The organism is Streptomyces sp. BK340 (assembly GCF_007827595.1).
Classification (GTDB): domain Bacteria; phylum Actinomycetota; class Actinomycetes; order Streptomycetales; family Streptomycetaceae; genus Streptomyces.
Genome location: NZ_VISR01000012.1, coordinates 144,507 through 159,375, shown reverse-complemented (window position 1 = coordinate 159,375; position 14,869 = coordinate 144,507). Strand labels below are relative to the sequence as shown.

Sequence of the window (14,869 nt, the reverse complement as noted above, 5' to 3'; positions counted from 1 at the left end):
TTCCCTTCGGGGTGCGGGTGCGCGGTGGTCATCAGGCGGACTTCCGGATCTCGAGGAGGTCCGGGACCGGGGCGAGGTCTTCCAGCAGCTGCCCGGTGGCGCCGTCGAGGCGCTGCCGGTCGGTGGCGGCGACCCGGCCGACGGGGGTCCAGCCGGTGCCGTCGTGGGCCGCGTCCAGGAGCTTCTGGAGCCGGGCGATGTCCGTGTCGAGCGTCGGGAGCAGCCGGGGTGCGCGGCCGGTCAGCAGCGGCTGGAGGACGCCGAGCAGTTCACGGGTGCCGGCGAGGTTGGCGTCGGCGGTGGCGAGGCCGGTGCCGCTGCCCTGGTCGGTGTCGCCGGTCAGCTCGAACTGGAGGGTGTTCTCCAGAATCTCGTGGGCGCGCAACGGCAGGTCGCCAGGGTCGAATTCCTGGGCCGAAAAGGCCTTTTGCAGTCCCGCGGCCGCGTCGGCGAGCTGCTGGGCGGGCGCACGCAGGTCCTTGGCCGGCTCCCCGTGCCAGAGGCCGTGCTCCAGGCGCAGGAAGCCGGTGAAGTCCTTGTCCCGCACCCCGTCGGACAGTCCGTCTGGCCGCCCGTCGATCTTCTGGTCGAAGTCCTCGAAGGTGCCGTAGGCGGCGCCGAGGGAGGCGTAGGTGCGGTGGGCGGTGAGCCAGTCGGTGCGGGCCCGGTCGAGGTGGCCGCCCTCGATGTCGTCGTCAAGGGTGCGGGTCTGGGTCACGAGCGTGGCCAGGCCCTGCTCGACGTAGGTCTTGTAGGCCTTCAGGGGTGCGGCGAGGTCCTGTTCGGAGACGGGGACGACCGGCTTGGCCGCTCCGCCGCCGCTGACCCGTACCGCCCTGGACGTGACGGCCTTGCCGTCGGTGGGGACGCAGCGCCAGGCGTAGGTGCCGCCGGCGACGGTGGCGACCAGGTCGCGGGTGGTGCCGGGGGCCAGTCCCTCGATCTCGCCGTAGACCGCACCGGTCGACGGATCGATCAGATACACCTCCGAGGTCCTGCCGCCGGTGTTGTGCATCCGGAAGGTCCGGCGGCCGGGCCTGGGCGCGGTGAAGCCCTTGCCGCACTCGGTCCCGGACACGGCGACGGTCTGGTCGCCCGCGGGCTTGGGCCGGGAGAGGGCGACGACGAGTCCGGCGAGCACGGCGGGTACGGCGACCACGGCGGCCGGGATCACCCACACGGGCCGGCGCCGCTGCGGGCGGGCCGCCTTCGGCTCGGGCCCGGAGCGCTCGGCGGCGGGCTCCGGGGTGGTGGCGCGGACCCCGCGGACGAACAGGGTCATCACCACGACGAGGTAGGCGACGTAGGCCACGACCTGCAGCCAGGTCATGGCCGGGGTCAGGTTGAACACGCCCTGGACCAGGGTGCTGTACCAGGAGCCGGCGTCCATGCTGCCGGTGAGGTCGACCGCGTAGGCGGTGCCGCCGGGCAGCACGCCGCCTTCCTGGAGGTCGCGCAGTCCGTAGCCGAGGACTCCGGCCGCGATGACGATGAGGACGGCGCCGGTGGCGGTGAAGAACCTGGTCAGGTTGATCTTGAGGACCCGGCGGTACAGACCCCAGCACAGGCCCGCCGCGAGGACCAGGCCGATGGCGGCGCCGGTCAGCGGGCCGGCCGACTCGCCGGCCGCCCGTGCGGTGGTCCACAGGAACAGGGCCGTCTCCAGGCCCTCGCGGCCGACCGCGAGGAAGGAGGTGAGGATCAGCATCCCGGTGCCCATCGCGAGCGCGCCGGTGACCTTCTCCCTCAGCTCACCCGAGAGGCCGCGGGCCGAACGGCGCATCCAGAACACCATGGCGGTGACGAACGCGACGGCGATCACGCTGAGGGTGCCGCCGAACGCCTCCTGGGCGGTCGCGGAGAGGGACGCGGCGGTGAAGGTGAGGACCGCGCCGAAGCTCATCGCGACGGCGATCGCGGCCAGGACACCCGTCCACACCTGCGGCAGCCGCGAGCGCGCCTCGGCCCGCACGAGTGTGGCGATGAGGATGGAGACGATGAGGCCGGCTTCGAGTCCCTCCCTCAGTCCGATCAGGAAACTCGGAAACGCGTCGTCCCACATGCCCGGCAGCCCTCCCAACTTAGTGAAGGCATGCCTTACCTTCGTCGACCATCATGACTACAGGGGTGTAGTCAGTCAGTCATGAAGCGGCAATGGGCGGGCAAAGGCCGGGAACTACGTACACACTCGAATCGTCTACAGTTCGGTAGACGGTCTACACATGTGTAGTCGGAAGCAGTCGAGAAGAAGCAACCGAGTCAGAAGTAACCGAGGAAAGGGCGTGCGGCGATGGCCACCCCCTCAGATCTGTCGTCACAGCTCGCGGTCAACGTGTTCGACGCGCACTCCCTGCTGGCCGCCTTCGGCGTGATCGGCGTCGGGGTGGTGCTGTTCGCCGAGACGGGCCTGCTGATCGGCTTCTTCCTGCCCGGCGACTCCCTGCTGTTCACGGCGGGGCTGCTGTGCACGGGCACGTCCGACCGGGGCGTGCACCTCTCGCTCGGGCCACTGCTGGCCGCCGCGGTGGTCGGCGCGCTCGCGGGTTCGCAGTGCGGGTACCTGCTCGGCCGCAAGGCGGGCGGCACCCTGCTGGCCCGCAGCCGGTCGGCCCGGCTGCACGAGGGCGCGCAACGCGCCGAGGAGCTGCTGGAGCGCTACGGACACGCGAAGGCGATCGTGCTGGCCCGCTTCGTCCCGGTGGTACGGACGGTGCTGAACCCGATGGCGGGCGCGCTGGGCGTGCCGGCCCGGACGTTCACTCTCTGGCAGGTGGCGGGCGGACTCGCGTGGAGCATCGGCCTCACCCTGGCCGGATACGCGCTGGGCTCCTCGATCCCGAACGTGGACAAGTACCTGTTGCCGGTGATCGCACTGATCGTCGTCGTGTCGCTCGTCCCGCTCGCCGCCGAGGTGCTGCGCTCCCGCAGGGCCGCCAAGGAGGCACGCGGATGATCCTTGCGCTCACGGGTTCGTCGGTCGACGGGCCGCTCTACCAGGACGTGGTGGATCTCGCCCACCGCGCCCCCGACCGGCTGGACGACGTCGTCACGGTGTGGTCGACGTACGGCCTGGCGGTGTTCGCGCTGCTCATGGTCGTGGGCTGGTGGCGGGCCCGCAGGGTCGACGCCACGGCGGGCCTGACGGCGCTGGCCGTGCCGGTGGCGGTGCTGGTGGCCTTCGGCGCGGACGCCGGGCTGAAGGCGCTGGTCCGGGAGGACCGGCCCTGCCGGGGCCTGCCCTTCCACACCCTGGAGGCGTGTCCGGCGCCGGGTGACTGGTCGTTCCCCAGCAATCACACCGCGATCGCGTTCGCCGCGGCGGTCGCCCTGTTCTTCGTCTCCCGCCGGCTGGGGCTCCTCGCCTCCGGGTTCGCCGTGGCCATGGCGGCCTCCCGGGTCTGGGTGGGCGTCCACTATCCGCACGACGTTCTCGTGGGAGCCCTCGCCGGCGGCCTGGTCGCCGCTCTGGTGATGACCGTGCTCCGCCGTCGGTCGCGGGGACTGGCCGAACGGCTGGCGGAGACCGGACTGCGTCCGCTGCTGGTGTCATGAACAGCAAGACCCTCGCGGCACTGGCGGGCAGCCTCGCGATCAGCGCCTGGGCGGCGTTCGCCGTACTGGCGTTGATCGTCCACGGCCGGCACGGCTCCCCGCTGTTCTTCGACCACGGCCTGCTGACCTGGTCCGTCGGCCACCGGCCGGCGATGGCCGTCGCCGTCGCCCGCGGGCTGACCGCCACCGGCACGGGAGTCTTCCCGTACGCGGTGGTCGTCGTGGCCGGGCTGCTGACCGGCCGCGACCGGTGGGAGCGGCTGGTCGGCGCGCTGCTCATGGCCACCTGCCTCGCCACCGGCCAGGCCGCCCGGTACGGCGTCATGGAGCTGTTCCACCGGGCCCGCCCGCCCTTGTCCGACTGGCAGACCCACGCCTCCGGCTGGGCGTTCCCGTCGGGGCACGCCACCACGGCTGCGCTGACGGCCGGTCTGGTGATCACCGCGCTGTGCCTGCGCGCCCCGTACGGCCGCATACCGCTCTGCCTCGCGGTCGCCTGCTGGGGGGCTGGGGTGGGCCTGACGCGGGTCTTCCTCGGCGTGCACTGGTTCACCGACGTGCTCGGCGGCTGGCTGTTCGCCGCAGGCTGGCTCGGCCTGTGGCTGTGCGCGGCGGCCTGGTGGCTGCTCCCGCGCCTGAGCACCACCCCTGGCGACGGCGAGCCGGGCCCGGACTGAACGCGTCCCGACGTGCCCCGAGGACATGGGCCCGGGGATGGCCGGACAGGCCCTGGGGTCAGGCTGCGGCGTGCGGGCCGTCCGGGCGGCCGCTGCGCTGCTGGACCATCTCGCGGCTCAGCTCCTCGGTCTCGGCCTCGGGCAGCCGCTCGAAACCGTCCTCGGTGATGACCGAGACGATGGGGAAGATACGGCGGTTCAGGTCCGGGCCGCCGGTGGCCGAGTCGTCGTCGGCGGCGTCGTACAGCGCCTGGAGCGCGGCCAGGGCGGCTTCGCGGCGGGTGAGGTCCGGCCGGAACAGCTTCTTCAGCGCGCCCCGGGCGTACGGGGAGCCGGAGCCCTCGGCGTGGAAGTGCTGTTTCTCGTACAGACCGCCGGCCGCGTCGAAGGAGAAGATGCGGCCGCGGCCGCCCTCGGGTGCGGTGGCGTCGTAACCGGCGAGCAGCGGGACGACGGCGAGGCCCTGCATGGCCTGGGCGAGGTTCTGCCGGATCATGGCCGCAAGGCGGGTCGCCTTGGCCGCCAGGGACATCGGGGTGCCCTCGATCTTCTCGAAGTGCGTGAGTTCGACCCGATAGAGCCGCACCATGTCGAGCGCGAGGCCGACGGTTCCGGCGAAGGCGACAGCCGTGTGGTCGTCGGCCGGGTGCACCTTCTCCAGGTCACGCTGCGCGATGAGGTTGCCCATGGTGGCCCGGCGGTCGCCGGCGATCAGCACGCCGTGGCGGAAGGTGAGGGCGAGCACGGTGGTGCCGTGCGGGATGCTGCCGGGCGCGGCGCGGACCCCGTCGGGGAACGGCGGGGCGGTGGGCAGCAGGGCGGGCCGGTGTGCGGCCAGGAACTCGGTGAAGGACGAGCTGCCGGGCGTGAAGAACTCCTCCGCCGGCCGCCCCGCGATGTGACGCTCCGTCATGCCGTTCCCCCTCCTGTGCCGCCAGGCCCCGTTCGTCTCCTACCTGGCGCGGGCGTCCGGGAAACTCCCGTCCGCTCACAGGGCCTTGCGCCGGACGAGCACCGCCAGTACGAGGAGGCCCGGGAGCAGCGGCAGCCACACGGTGAGCAGCCGGTAGCCGAGTACGGCGGAGGCCGCGGTCGCGGCGGGCGCGCCGGACACGGTCAGCGCGAGGGCGAGGGCGGCGTCCAGGGAGCCGAGCCCGCCCGGGGTGGGCAGCAGGGCGGCCGCGCAGCTGGCGGCGAGGTACAGCAGGGCCACCTGGAGCGGGGGCAGGGGCAGCTGGACGGCCTGGGCGACGGAGATGAGCACCAGGCAGTGCAGGGCGGTGAAGGCCAGCGAGCCGCCCCACAGGGCGGCGGCACGGGCCGGGCAGGCGTGCACGGTACGGATGTCGGCCAGCACGCAGGCGAGCGCGCGGCGGCAGCGCGGGCGCAGCGGACCGGCCAGGAGCGCCACCAGCAGGACGGCGGCGCCGAGCACGGCGGCGACCGCGGCCGGGGAGACGTGCGGGACCCGCAGCAGGCCCGGGCAGAGCGGAGCGAGCACCGCGATCAGGACGAGACGGACGACGGCTCCGGCGGTGGCCTTGACGGCGAGCGCACCGGCCGAGCGGCCCGCCGGCAGCCCGCAGCGCATCAGGAAGCGCAGGTTCACCGCGCCGGCGCCGAGCCCGGCGGGCAGCAGGTGGTTGGCGGCGGAGGCGGCGAACTGGGCCGCGAGCAGCCGCGGTCCGGGTAGCCGTCGGGCGACCGCGCCCTGCTGGGCGAGCGCCGAGGCCGCCCAGGTGCCGACCGCCGCCACCGCGCCGAGCAGCAGCCACCCCTCGTCGGCCACGGCCAGCCGCAATGCCCCGGTCTCCACCGTGGGCCAGTGCCGTCTTGCCACGTAGGCCGCGCCCAGCAGGACGGCGAGGCAGGCCAACGTGTGCCAGCAGGCCCGGCGGCGGCCGGCGGCGAGGTCCGCGGGAGCGGTCGGGAGCGCGCCGGCCCCGGGGTCGAGCGCGTCCCGCGGTGCCTCCTGTACGGCGTGCTGGGTCATCGGCCGCCTCCCCCGTGTCTGCCACGGCGCCAGGTCATGGGCCGCCCTCCGGTACGGCGTAGTAGAGGAGCAGTCCGTCGAGCGGCACGGAGGGCCACGAGCGGGCGTACCGGGGTGGCCGGGAGCCCGCGGGCACCAGAGCGGCGACCGGGGTGTGGCGCGCGGTGCGGGTGATGGCCCCTGCCGTGCTGTTGGCGTTGTGCCCGCTCGTCGCCGCCGAGGAACAGCCGGCGTAGAACGCCACCGGGATGGCCTCGTGCCCGGTGACCAGGCAGGGCGAGCGGACGCCGAGCCCGTGCAGCGCTGCGGCGGTGCGGGACCAGTCGCGGTGGGCGTCGGTGGTGCGGTCCACGGTGCGTGTCAGGACGGCGAGTTGCACCGCGAGGTGGGCGGCGAGCCCGAGCGCCAGCAGGCCGGCGACCACCGGCCGCCAGGCCCGGGCGGGCGCGGTCACCAGATGGACGAGCGCGACGGCGACGGGGATCGACAGCAGGGCGTAGGCGGGGAGCAGGAAGCGGGGCGCCGCGTAGCCGATCAGGAACAGGTAGGGGACGGCTGCCGTGGCCGCGCAGGCGAGAGACAGCAGGGTCGGTGTCGTGCGCCGGGCCCGGACCGCGACCGTGAGGCCGAGCGCGGCGAGTACGGGCAGCACGAACCACCAGACGGTGATCACCGGGCTGGGCAGCGCTCCCGTGCACGGCCGGCACAGCGCCCGCCCGCCGAGGCTGCGCAACTGGTCGACGACGGCGAAGTGCAGGCCGAGTCCGCCCTGGATCGCGGAGCCGTCGGCGAGGCGCCGGGCGAGGCCGCCGTAGCTGACGTACGCCTCGATCACCCACTCGAGCGCTCCGGCGGCGAGCCCGGTGAGGAGGACGAGGAGGGGGCGCCAGTGGCGGCGCACCAGGGCGAGGGCGAGGAGCGGCAGGGTGACCCAGACGGCGTCCACGGGGCGCATCCAGGCCAGCAGTGCCGCGCTCGCGCCCAGGCCCCACAGTGCGGCGCGGTCGGCCCGGTCGGCGCGGGCGCGCAGGAAGCAGGCCACGGCGGCGAGGGCTCCGACGGCCACCCAGTAGTTGGGCATGGCCTGGGGACCGTAGAACAGGGTCACCCACAGGGAGGCGAACAGGGCGCCGGCGAGGGCGAGCACCGGGACGGGGAACAGGCCCCGCCAGGCGCGCAGGGCCAGGAAGAGGGCGAGACCGGACAGCAGCGCGAGGTAGACCCGGAGCAGCGCGGTCGAGGAGGACCAGGCGGCGACGGGCGCGACCAGCAGGGAGACGCCCCGCGCGCGGGGTGCGCTGAAGAAGGCGGCCGGAACGTGTCCGCTGACCTGGCTGACGTACACCGTCTCGTCCCAGCCGAGGCCCATGCCGGGCCGGACCAGGAGCAGTTGGGCCAGTGCGAAGGCCGCCGCGACGGCCGCGAGCGGCCAGGTGACGCGGGCCCGTCCGGTGCCGGCGGACGGGCGGCCCGAGCGCTCTCGCCGGGCCGTGTCGGCTGTGGCGTGCGCGCTGCCGATCATGATTACCCCTCTTCCCCCTACAGCTCGTAGGGTTGACTTGCACCCTACAGCCCATAGGACCGAGAACCGGGATCGGGGAAAACACCGACAAACTAACGCGGATCGCGGGCCCATGTCGGGAGAACAGGGCCATCCGGTCGACGGCACTACGCGCTGTAAGGTTGGGGCATGGCTGGCACAGGGTCCCGCAACAGGGCGGAGCGGCGCAGCGCCGGGGCGCTGGAGAGCGAGGTACTGGCCGCACTCTGGGCCACGGAGCGGCCGCTGACACCGGCGGAGATCCAGACCGGGATAGGCGGCGGACTCGCCTACAACACCGTGCACACCATCCTCAAGCGCCTGTACGACAAGGGCCTGGTGCTGCGGGACGCCGACGGGCGGCGCGGCGCGTACCGTCCCGCGAAGAACGCGGCGGAGCTGACCGCCGAGGCGATGCACGAGGCCCTGGACCGGGTCCCGGACCCGATCGCGGCGCTCCAGCAGTTCGTGACCGGCCTGAGCCCCGAGGAGGAGCGGGCGCTGCGGGAACTGCTCGCCGGAGGCGGCGCATGAGGTTCGACGTCTACACCCCACTGCTGCTGTCGCTGCTGCTGTCCGGCGCCGCGCCGGTGATCGGCGGCCGCGTGGCGCCCGCACTCGCGGCGCGCGTGCTGACGTCGGCCGCCGTGCTGACCGCCGCGGCCACGACCTGGACGCTGGTGCTGCTGGCCGCCGCGCTGGTCGGGGACGCGCCGCCGGTGGTGCGGGAGGCCCGCGAGGACGGGCGTCGGCTGGTGGATCCGGTGCCGGAGGTGATCGGCGTCGCCGCGGCGGTGGCGCTGGCCGTCGTCGTGTGGCGGGTGCACCGGGCGGTGCGCGCCGAGCGGCGCACCCGGCGGGCCCTGCGACGGCTGTGTGCGGGGCAGCCCCCGGACACGGAGCTGATCGTCGCCGCCTCCGAGGTGCCGCAGGCGTTCGCGATCCCCGGCCGGCCGGGCCGGATCCTGGTCACCTCGGCGATGCTGAGCGCGCTGGCGCCTGACGAGCGACGGGTGCTGCTCGCCCACGAGCGCGCGCATCTGACCCACCGGCACGGGCCGCTGGTGACCGCGGCGACCCTGGCCGAGGCGGCCAACCCGCTGCTCGCACCGGTTCGTTCGGCCGTGGTCTTCCTCGTGGAGCGCTGGGCGGACGAGCAGGCGGCGACCGCCGTCGGGAACCGGCGGACCACCGCCCGTGCCCTGGCCCGGGCCGCCCTCACCGCCGGGCGGGCCCGCCCGGCGTGCACCCTGAACTTCACCGACCGTGCGGTCTCCCGCCGGATCGCGGCGCTCCAGACGAGCCCGCCCCCGCAGCTGTGGCCCGCCGCGCTGGCCGTGCTCGCCCTGGGCACCCTCGCCGCTCTGCTCGCCGCCGACGCGACGGGCGACCTGCTCGGCCTGCTGTCCGGGACGCCGAACTGACGCTCAGCCGGCGTTCGGAGCCCGGTGCAGGGGCTGCTCGGGGTCCGGGCGCGGGCTGACCGGAGGTACGGAGCGGACGGCGGGCTCGTCGGTGCTCACCCGCAGCGCCTCCCCGTGGTGGTGGAGCGTGAGCGGCTCCCCGTCCAGCAGCGCGTACGTCGTCTTGTCCGCACCGATCTCCACCCTGAGGCGGCGGCCGCGGAACTGGAGGCCGAAGGCCAGGCGGCGCAGCCGCTCGGGCAGACGCGGCGCGAACCGCAGTCCCTCGCCGTCGCGGCGCAGTCCGCCGAAGCCCGCGACCAGCGCCATCCAGGTCCCGGCCAGCGAGGCGATGTGCAGTCCGTCCCGGGTGTTGTGCTCCAGGTCCTGCAGGTCCATCAGGGCCGCCTCGGCCGTGTAGTCGTAGGCGAGCCGCAGATGGCCCGCCTGGGCGGCGACGACGGCCTGGCAGCAGGCGGACAGGGACGAGTCGCGTACGGTCAGCGGCTCGTAGTAGGCGAAGTTGCGGGCCACCTGCTCCTCGTCGAAGCGGTCGCCGCACGTGTACATGGCCAGCACCAGGTCGGCCTGCTTGACGACCTGTTTGCGGTAGAGGTCGAAGTAGGGGAAGTTCAGCAGCAGCGGGTACTGCTCGGGGCGGGTGTGCGTGAAGTCCCAGCGCTGGTAGCGGGTGAATCCGGCGTGCTGTTCGTGGACGCCGAGTTCGTCGTTGTAGGGGATGTGCACGGCCTCGGCGGCGTCGCGCCAGGCCGCGCTCTCCTCCGCGTCCACACCCAGGCGCTCCGCCTCGCGCGGGTGCCGTTCGACGGCGTCGGCGGCGGCGAGCAGGTTCTGGCGGGCCATCAGGTTGGTGTACGTGTTGTCGTCGGCCACCGCGCTGTACTCGTCGGGGCCGGTGACGCCGTCGATGTGGAAGGCCCCGCGGTGGTCGTGGTGACCGAGCGAGCGCCACAGGCGGGCGGTCTCCACCAGCAGTTCCACTCCCGCCTCCCGCTCGAAGCGGGTGTCGCCGGTGGCCTCCACGTAGCGGACGACCGCGTCGGCGATGTCCGCGTTCACGTGGAAGGCCGCGGTGCCGGCCGGCCAGTACGCCGAGCCCTCCGCGCCCTGGATGGTCCGCCAGGGGAAGGCGGCACCGCCGAGCCCCAGTTGGGTGGCGCGCTCGCGCGCCTCGTCGAGGGTGTTGTACCGCCAGCGCAGCGCCTCGGCGACGGCCTCCGGGGCGGTGTGGGTGAGGACGGGCAGCACGAACATCTCGGTGTCCCAGAAGGCGTGCCCGTCGTAGCCGGAGCCGGTGAGGCCCTTGGCGGGTATCGCCCGCTGCTCGGCACGGGCCCCGGCCTGCAGGACGTGGAAGAGAGCGAACCGTACGGCCTGCTGGATCTCCTCGTCGCCGTCCACCTCGACGTCCGCGCCGGACCAGAAGTCGTCCAGGTGGGCCCGCTGGCTGTCCAGGAGTCCCTGCCAGCCGTCGTGCGCGGCGGCCGCGAGGGCGGCGTCGACCTGGTCGGCCATCGCGGGCAGCGAGCGGGTGCCGGACCAGCCGTGGGCGACCAGTTTCTCCACCCGCAGCGTCTGGCCGGGCTCCAGGACGGAGGTGACGGTGAGCCGGGCGACGTCGCCGCCGCTCTCGCTGCGGGTCGTGGTGCGCTCGGGACCGGTGACCACGTGGTCGGCGGCCACAGCCACCCGCAGGCCGCTGCGCCGGGTGCGGTGCACCAGTCGCAGCCGGTTGCCGACGGCGAGGTCGTCCTCCCGCTCCAGCGGCGACTGCAGCGCCATCGCCGCGCGCGGGTCGCCGTTCGAGCCGGGCAGCTGTTCGTTGGCGACCAGCTCGGACTGGATCACCACCCGGCTGCGGCGGCCGACGGCCTCCACCTCGTACCCCACCGCTGCCACCGCCCGCTGGGTCAGCGACACCAGCCGGGTCGAGCGGACCCGGACCGTCGAGCCGGCCGGGGACGTCCACTCGACGGTCCGCTCCAGCACTCCGCGGCGCAGGTCCAGGACGCGCTCGTGGGCGACGAGCCGGCCGTAGCGCAGGTCGAACGGCTCGTCGTCCACCAGCAGCCGCAGGATCTTGCCGTTGGTGACGTTGATGACCGTCTGCCCGGACTCCGGATAGCCGTAGCCGGCCTCCGCGTACGGCAGCGGGTGCACCTCGTGCACCCCGTTGAGGTAGCTGCCGGGCAGGCCGTGCGGCTCGCCCTCGTCCAGGTTGCCGCGCCACCCGACGTGGCCGTTGGACAGCGCGAACACCGACTCGCTCTGGGCGAGGACGTCGAGGTTCAGTTCCGTTTCGCGCACGGCCCACGGTTCGACCGTGTACGACCGGTGGGTGATCACTGCTTGCCTCCCAGCTCGGCGAGATCCTTGACGACGGTGCTCGCGCCGTGTGCGTACAGGGCGTCGGTCTGTCCGGACCGGTCGACGCCGACCACGTATCCGAAGCCGCCCGAGCGGCCCGCGTCCATACCGGCCAGCGCGTCCTCGAAAACGGCCGCCTGCGCCGGCTCGACGCCCAGGTCGTGGGCGGCGGCCAGGAAGGTGTCGGGGTGCGGCTTGCCCGGCAGGTTCCGCTCGGTGGCGACCACGCCGTCGATGCGGACGTCGAAGAAGTGCTCGGCGCCGACGGCCCGCAGCACGTCCCGGCAGTTGGCGCTGGAGGAGACGATCGCGGTGCGCAGGCCCTGTGCGCGGACGGCCTCCAGATAGCGCAGAGTGCCCTCGTAGGCCTCCACACCGCCGGTGCGGATCCGCTCCAGCAGCAGATCGTTCTTGCGGTTGCCGAGGCCGTGCACGGTGCGGGCGTCGGGCGGGTCGCCGGGGCCGCCCTCGGGCAGGTGGATGCCGCGCGAGTCGAGGAAGGAGCGGACGCCGTCGGCGCGCGGGCGTCCGTCGACGTACTCGTCGTAGTCGGCGATCTCGTCGAACGGCCGGGCCTGCGGGCCCTCGTGCTCGCGCAGGAACGCGTCGAAGGTCTCCTTCCAGGCGGCCGCGTGCACGACGGCCGTCTTGGTGACGACCCCGTCGAGGTCGAACAGACAGGCCAGGATGGTGTCGGGCAGACCGAGCTGAGTCATACCCAGCACCCTTCCCCATGGAGTGCGCTCCAGTGGGTGGCGAGCGCCACACGAGCCAGACTTTCGAACCTTGCGGCCCGGCTCTCACCGTCGTCGCCGCCGGTGACACACTCTGCTGTGTGCCGCTGACCTTCGACGACCTGCTCACCCGCGCCCGTGCCCTCACCCAGGACGGGCGGCGCGCGATCCTCGGGATCGCGGGCGGACCGGGCTCGGGAAAGACGACGCTGGCCGAGCACCTGGTGCGCGCCCTGAACGCCGACGGCCCGCCCTGGGTGGCGCACGTCCCCATGGACGGCTTCCATCTGGCCGACGTCGAGCTGGAGCGGCTCGGCCGCCGCGGCCGCAAGGGCGCGCCGGACACCTTCGACGCGGCCGGGTACGCGGCACTGCTTCGGCGGCTGCGCGAGGAGACCGGCGAGGTGGTGTACGCGCCCGGGTTCGAGCGGGTCCTGGAGCAGCCGATCGCGGGCGCGGTCCCCGTGCCGCCGACGGCCCGGCTGGTGGTGACGGAGGGCAACTACCTGCTGCTGGCGGAGGGTTCGTGGGCGCGGGTGCGGTCGTGCCTGGACGAGGTGTGGTACTGCGAGATCGACGAGCAGGAGCGGATCCGGCGGCTGGTCGCCCGGCACGAGGAGTTCGGCAAGGAGCGCGATGCGGCCGTGGCCTGGGTCCTGGGGACGGACCAGCGCAACGCCGACCTGATCGCCACGACGCGGGACCGGGCGGACCTGATCGTGCCGCCCGGCGTGCTGCCCTAGGTCCTCAGACGCTCAGCGTGAGTACGGGTTCGCCGGCGGCATCACCCGCCGGATCGCCGACCACCGCGGTGAACGCCTCGGTGTGTACCGTCAGACCCCGCTCGTCGCTGTCGAAGGCGGGCGAGAAGGGGCCGCCGGGCCCGTAGCGCAGGGCGAACACGTGCAGGTCCTGTGGAGCGCACGGTGCCGGGTCGGCCTCCAGTGCGGTGGAGCCGACCAGGTGGCGCCAGCCCTCGTCGGGGTTGCCGTAGCCGCGCGGGTCGGCGGTGAGGGCGAACGCCGCCTGCTCCTGGGTGAGTTCGGCGCGGGCGTCGAAGTGGTCGGGGCCCGGGTCCGCGGGATGCGTGAGGCGCAGCCCGGCCGCGGCGACGACCTCGCCCTCGGCCACGCGGCGCACCCGGTCGCCGTCGTCGGCGGCGTACGGCAGCCCGGACAGCAGGTACGGCGCCCCGTCGAGCCGCTCGACGGCGACCGTCACCCAGAGGCTGGTGCCGTCCGTGACGTACAGCGAGCGGACATGGCGCAGCACATGGTCGCGGCCGACGACCGGCTTGGTGACCAGCTTGGCCGCGAGCCCGTCGGCGCGGACGTCGCGCACGCGCACCTCGCCCATCGGACGGCACAGCAGGAAGCCGTCCGTGACGGGGCCGAACCCGTGCTGGCGGCGCACGGCTGCGGGCAGGTAATAGGTGCCGGCGGCCTCGACGAGCGAGGGGGTCATGCGGCTGTCGAAGGCGACGGAGACCGTGCCGCGGCGCAGTTGGTGGCGGGCGGGTGCGGTCGACGGGACGCGGTGCCAGTGGCTGGTGTCCTGGATCTGCCAGACCAGCATGAAGGCGAAGTGTCCGTCGACGCGGCCGTCGCGCTGGACCGCGTGCCGCCCCCAGCGGGTGTCGCCCCGGTAGCGGCCCAGGTCCGCGCCGACGCGTGCGCTGAAGTAGCGCAGGCCCAGGACGGATTCGAACCCGGAGTGCTGTTCGCTGTAGCGGGGGCCGCCGTTGTCGAAGCCGCCGTTCGTCAGACGGGCGTCGATGTAGCGGGCGAGCGCCTCCCCGTCCTCCGCGAACACCTCCTCGCCGCTGACCCGGTGGGCCTGGGCGAGGAAGGAGAGGGAGATCGGGCCGTAGTTGTTGTCGTACGCGCCGCCGTGCTCGGGCGGCAGCAGGGCACCCCGGTCGCGGACCCGGTGGGCGCGGATCTCGTCGGTGTACAGCTCCAGTGCCCGGGAGCCGATCTGTGCTCCGGCGGAAGCGGGCAGATGGCGGGCCAGCATCAGGCCGCCGACCACGCAGCCGATGGCCTGGTTGCCCGCCTCCTGCGGGTTGAAGAAGGTCGACTCGGTCAGCCGGCGCCAGTAGCCGAGGGCCAGCTCGGTGAGCGCCGTGCGCTGTTCGTCCTCCAGGAGGCCGTCGGCCGAGTCGAGGACGTTGACCGCCTGGAGCAGCGCCCACACCGTGCTCGGCCAGTCACCGATGGGGTGTGCGCCCGCTTCCAGTACGTAACGGGCGTACGGGAGGCCCGAGTCGGTGATGCGGAGGTTCGGGTAGCCGGGGTTGTCGTCGGTGTAGACACGCTCGCGCAGGTGGAAGGCGAGGCTGCGGCGCACCGCCTCGGGCAGCCGGGGGTCCCGGCCGCGCTGCCAGGCGAGGGCGAGCAGGGAGGTGATGCCGAGGGAGGTGTCGCCGATGTCGTCGCCGGCGTCGGGGTGTTCCAGGTTGCCCTCGGGGGTGAGGCGGGACAGGGCCTGCTCGGTGACGTCGGCGAGGACCGCGTCGTATGCCTCGGGGGTGTCCGGGAGGTCGTGCAACGGGCCGCGCTGGTGAGGGAGATACACGGGGG

At 73.8% G+C, this 14,869-nt stretch carries 13 protein-coding genes; 6 read left to right on the top strand and 7 right to left on the bottom strand.

The features are described 5' to 3' along the window. Positions 1 to 31: 31 nt before the first annotated feature. Complete coding sequence (gene efeU, locus FB157_RS22170; RefSeq protein ID WP_145882331.1) at positions 32 to 2,062, bottom strand: iron uptake transporter permease EfeU; 2,031 nt, start codon at positions 2,060 to 2,062, stop codon at positions 32 to 34. A gap of 228 nt (positions 2,063 to 2,290) precedes the next feature. Between efeU and FB157_RS22165 the strand changes: the two genes are divergently transcribed. The 3 genes from FB157_RS22165 to FB157_RS22155 are packed head-to-tail and all read left to right on the top strand — an operon-like array spanning position 2,291 to position 4,229. Next, on the top strand, positions 2,291 to 2,953 hold the full coding sequence (locus FB157_RS22165; RefSeq protein WP_145882329.1) for a DedA family protein: 663 nt from the start codon (positions 2,291 to 2,293) through the stop codon (positions 2,951 to 2,953). Further along, positions 2,950 to 3,552, top strand: a complete 603-nt coding sequence (locus FB157_RS22160; protein ID WP_145882327.1) for a phosphatase PAP2 family protein — start codon at positions 2,950 to 2,952, stop codon at positions 3,550 to 3,552. The genes FB157_RS22165 and FB157_RS22160 overlap by 4 nt, the downstream gene beginning before the upstream one ends. Continuing rightward, positions 3,549 to 4,229 (top strand): phosphatase PAP2 family protein, encoded by a 681-nt coding sequence (locus FB157_RS22155; protein WP_145882325.1) that lies wholly within the window; start codon positions 3,549 to 3,551, stop codon positions 4,227 to 4,229. Before FB157_RS22160 ends, FB157_RS22155 begins: the two co-directional genes overlap by 4 nt. Positions 4,230 to 4,287: 58 nt before the next feature. Here the strand turns inward: FB157_RS22155 and prcB are convergent, their stop codons facing one another. The 3 genes from prcB to FB157_RS22140 form a co-directional block, all read right to left on the bottom strand. Then, the gene (gene prcB / locus FB157_RS22150) at positions 4,288 to 5,142 is read right to left on the bottom strand and encodes a proteasome subunit beta (protein WP_145882323.1); all 855 of its coding nucleotides are present in this window, start codon (positions 5,140 to 5,142) and stop codon (positions 4,288 to 4,290) included. Positions 5,143 to 5,217: 75 nt separating this feature from the next. Further along, entirely contained in the window at positions 5,218 to 6,222 is a 1,005-nt protein-coding gene (locus tag FB157_RS22145) for a lysylphosphatidylglycerol synthase domain-containing protein (RefSeq protein ID WP_145882321.1), read from the bottom strand. A 34-nt stretch (positions 6,223 to 6,256) separates the two neighbouring features. Further along, positions 6,257 to 7,744 carry a hypothetical protein gene (locus FB157_RS22140; protein ID WP_145882319.1) on the bottom strand — a complete coding sequence of 496 codons (1,488 nt, stop codon included), beginning with the start codon at positions 7,742 to 7,744 and terminating at the stop codon, positions 6,257 to 6,259. Between the two features lie 168 nt (positions 7,745 to 7,912). On the opposite strand from FB157_RS22140, the gene FB157_RS22135 reads away from it, so the two are divergent. After that, positions 7,913 to 8,296 (top strand): BlaI/MecI/CopY family transcriptional regulator, encoded by a 384-nt coding sequence (locus tag FB157_RS22135; RefSeq protein ID WP_145882317.1) that lies wholly within the window; start codon positions 7,913 to 7,915, stop codon positions 8,294 to 8,296. Further along, positions 8,293 to 9,186: a M56 family metallopeptidase gene (locus FB157_RS22130; RefSeq protein ID WP_145882315.1), complete on the top strand. Its 894-nt coding sequence runs from the start codon at positions 8,293 to 8,295 to the stop codon at positions 9,184 to 9,186. The genes FB157_RS22135 and FB157_RS22130 overlap by 4 nt, the downstream gene beginning before the upstream one ends. Before the next feature lie 3 nt (positions 9,187 to 9,189). On the opposite strand, the gene FB157_RS22125 is transcribed toward FB157_RS22130, so the two are convergent. After that, complete coding sequence (locus FB157_RS22125; protein WP_145882314.1) at positions 9,190 to 11,532, bottom strand: glycoside hydrolase family 65 protein; 2,343 nt, start codon at positions 11,530 to 11,532, stop codon at positions 9,190 to 9,192. Further along, on the bottom strand, positions 11,529 to 12,269 hold the full coding sequence (locus tag FB157_RS22120) for an HAD family phosphatase (protein WP_145882312.1): 741 nt from the start codon (positions 12,267 to 12,269) through the stop codon (positions 11,529 to 11,531). Before FB157_RS22120 ends, FB157_RS22125 begins: the two co-directional genes overlap by 4 nt. A 119-nt stretch (positions 12,270 to 12,388) precedes the next feature. On the opposite strand from FB157_RS22120, the gene FB157_RS22115 reads away from it, so the two are divergent. Further along, the gene (locus FB157_RS22115) at positions 12,389 to 13,030 is read left to right on the top strand and encodes a nucleoside/nucleotide kinase family protein (RefSeq protein WP_145882311.1); all 642 of its coding nucleotides are present in this window, start codon (positions 12,389 to 12,391) and stop codon (positions 13,028 to 13,030) included. A gap of 4 nt (positions 13,031 to 13,034) precedes the next feature. Here FB157_RS22115 and FB157_RS22110 read toward each other — a convergent pair whose 3' ends face one another. Further along, positions 13,035 to 14,864, bottom strand: coding sequence for a hypothetical protein (locus FB157_RS22110; protein WP_145882309.1), 1,830 nt, complete (start codon positions 14,862 to 14,864; stop codon positions 13,035 to 13,037). Positions 14,865 to 14,869: the final 5 nt, after the last annotated feature.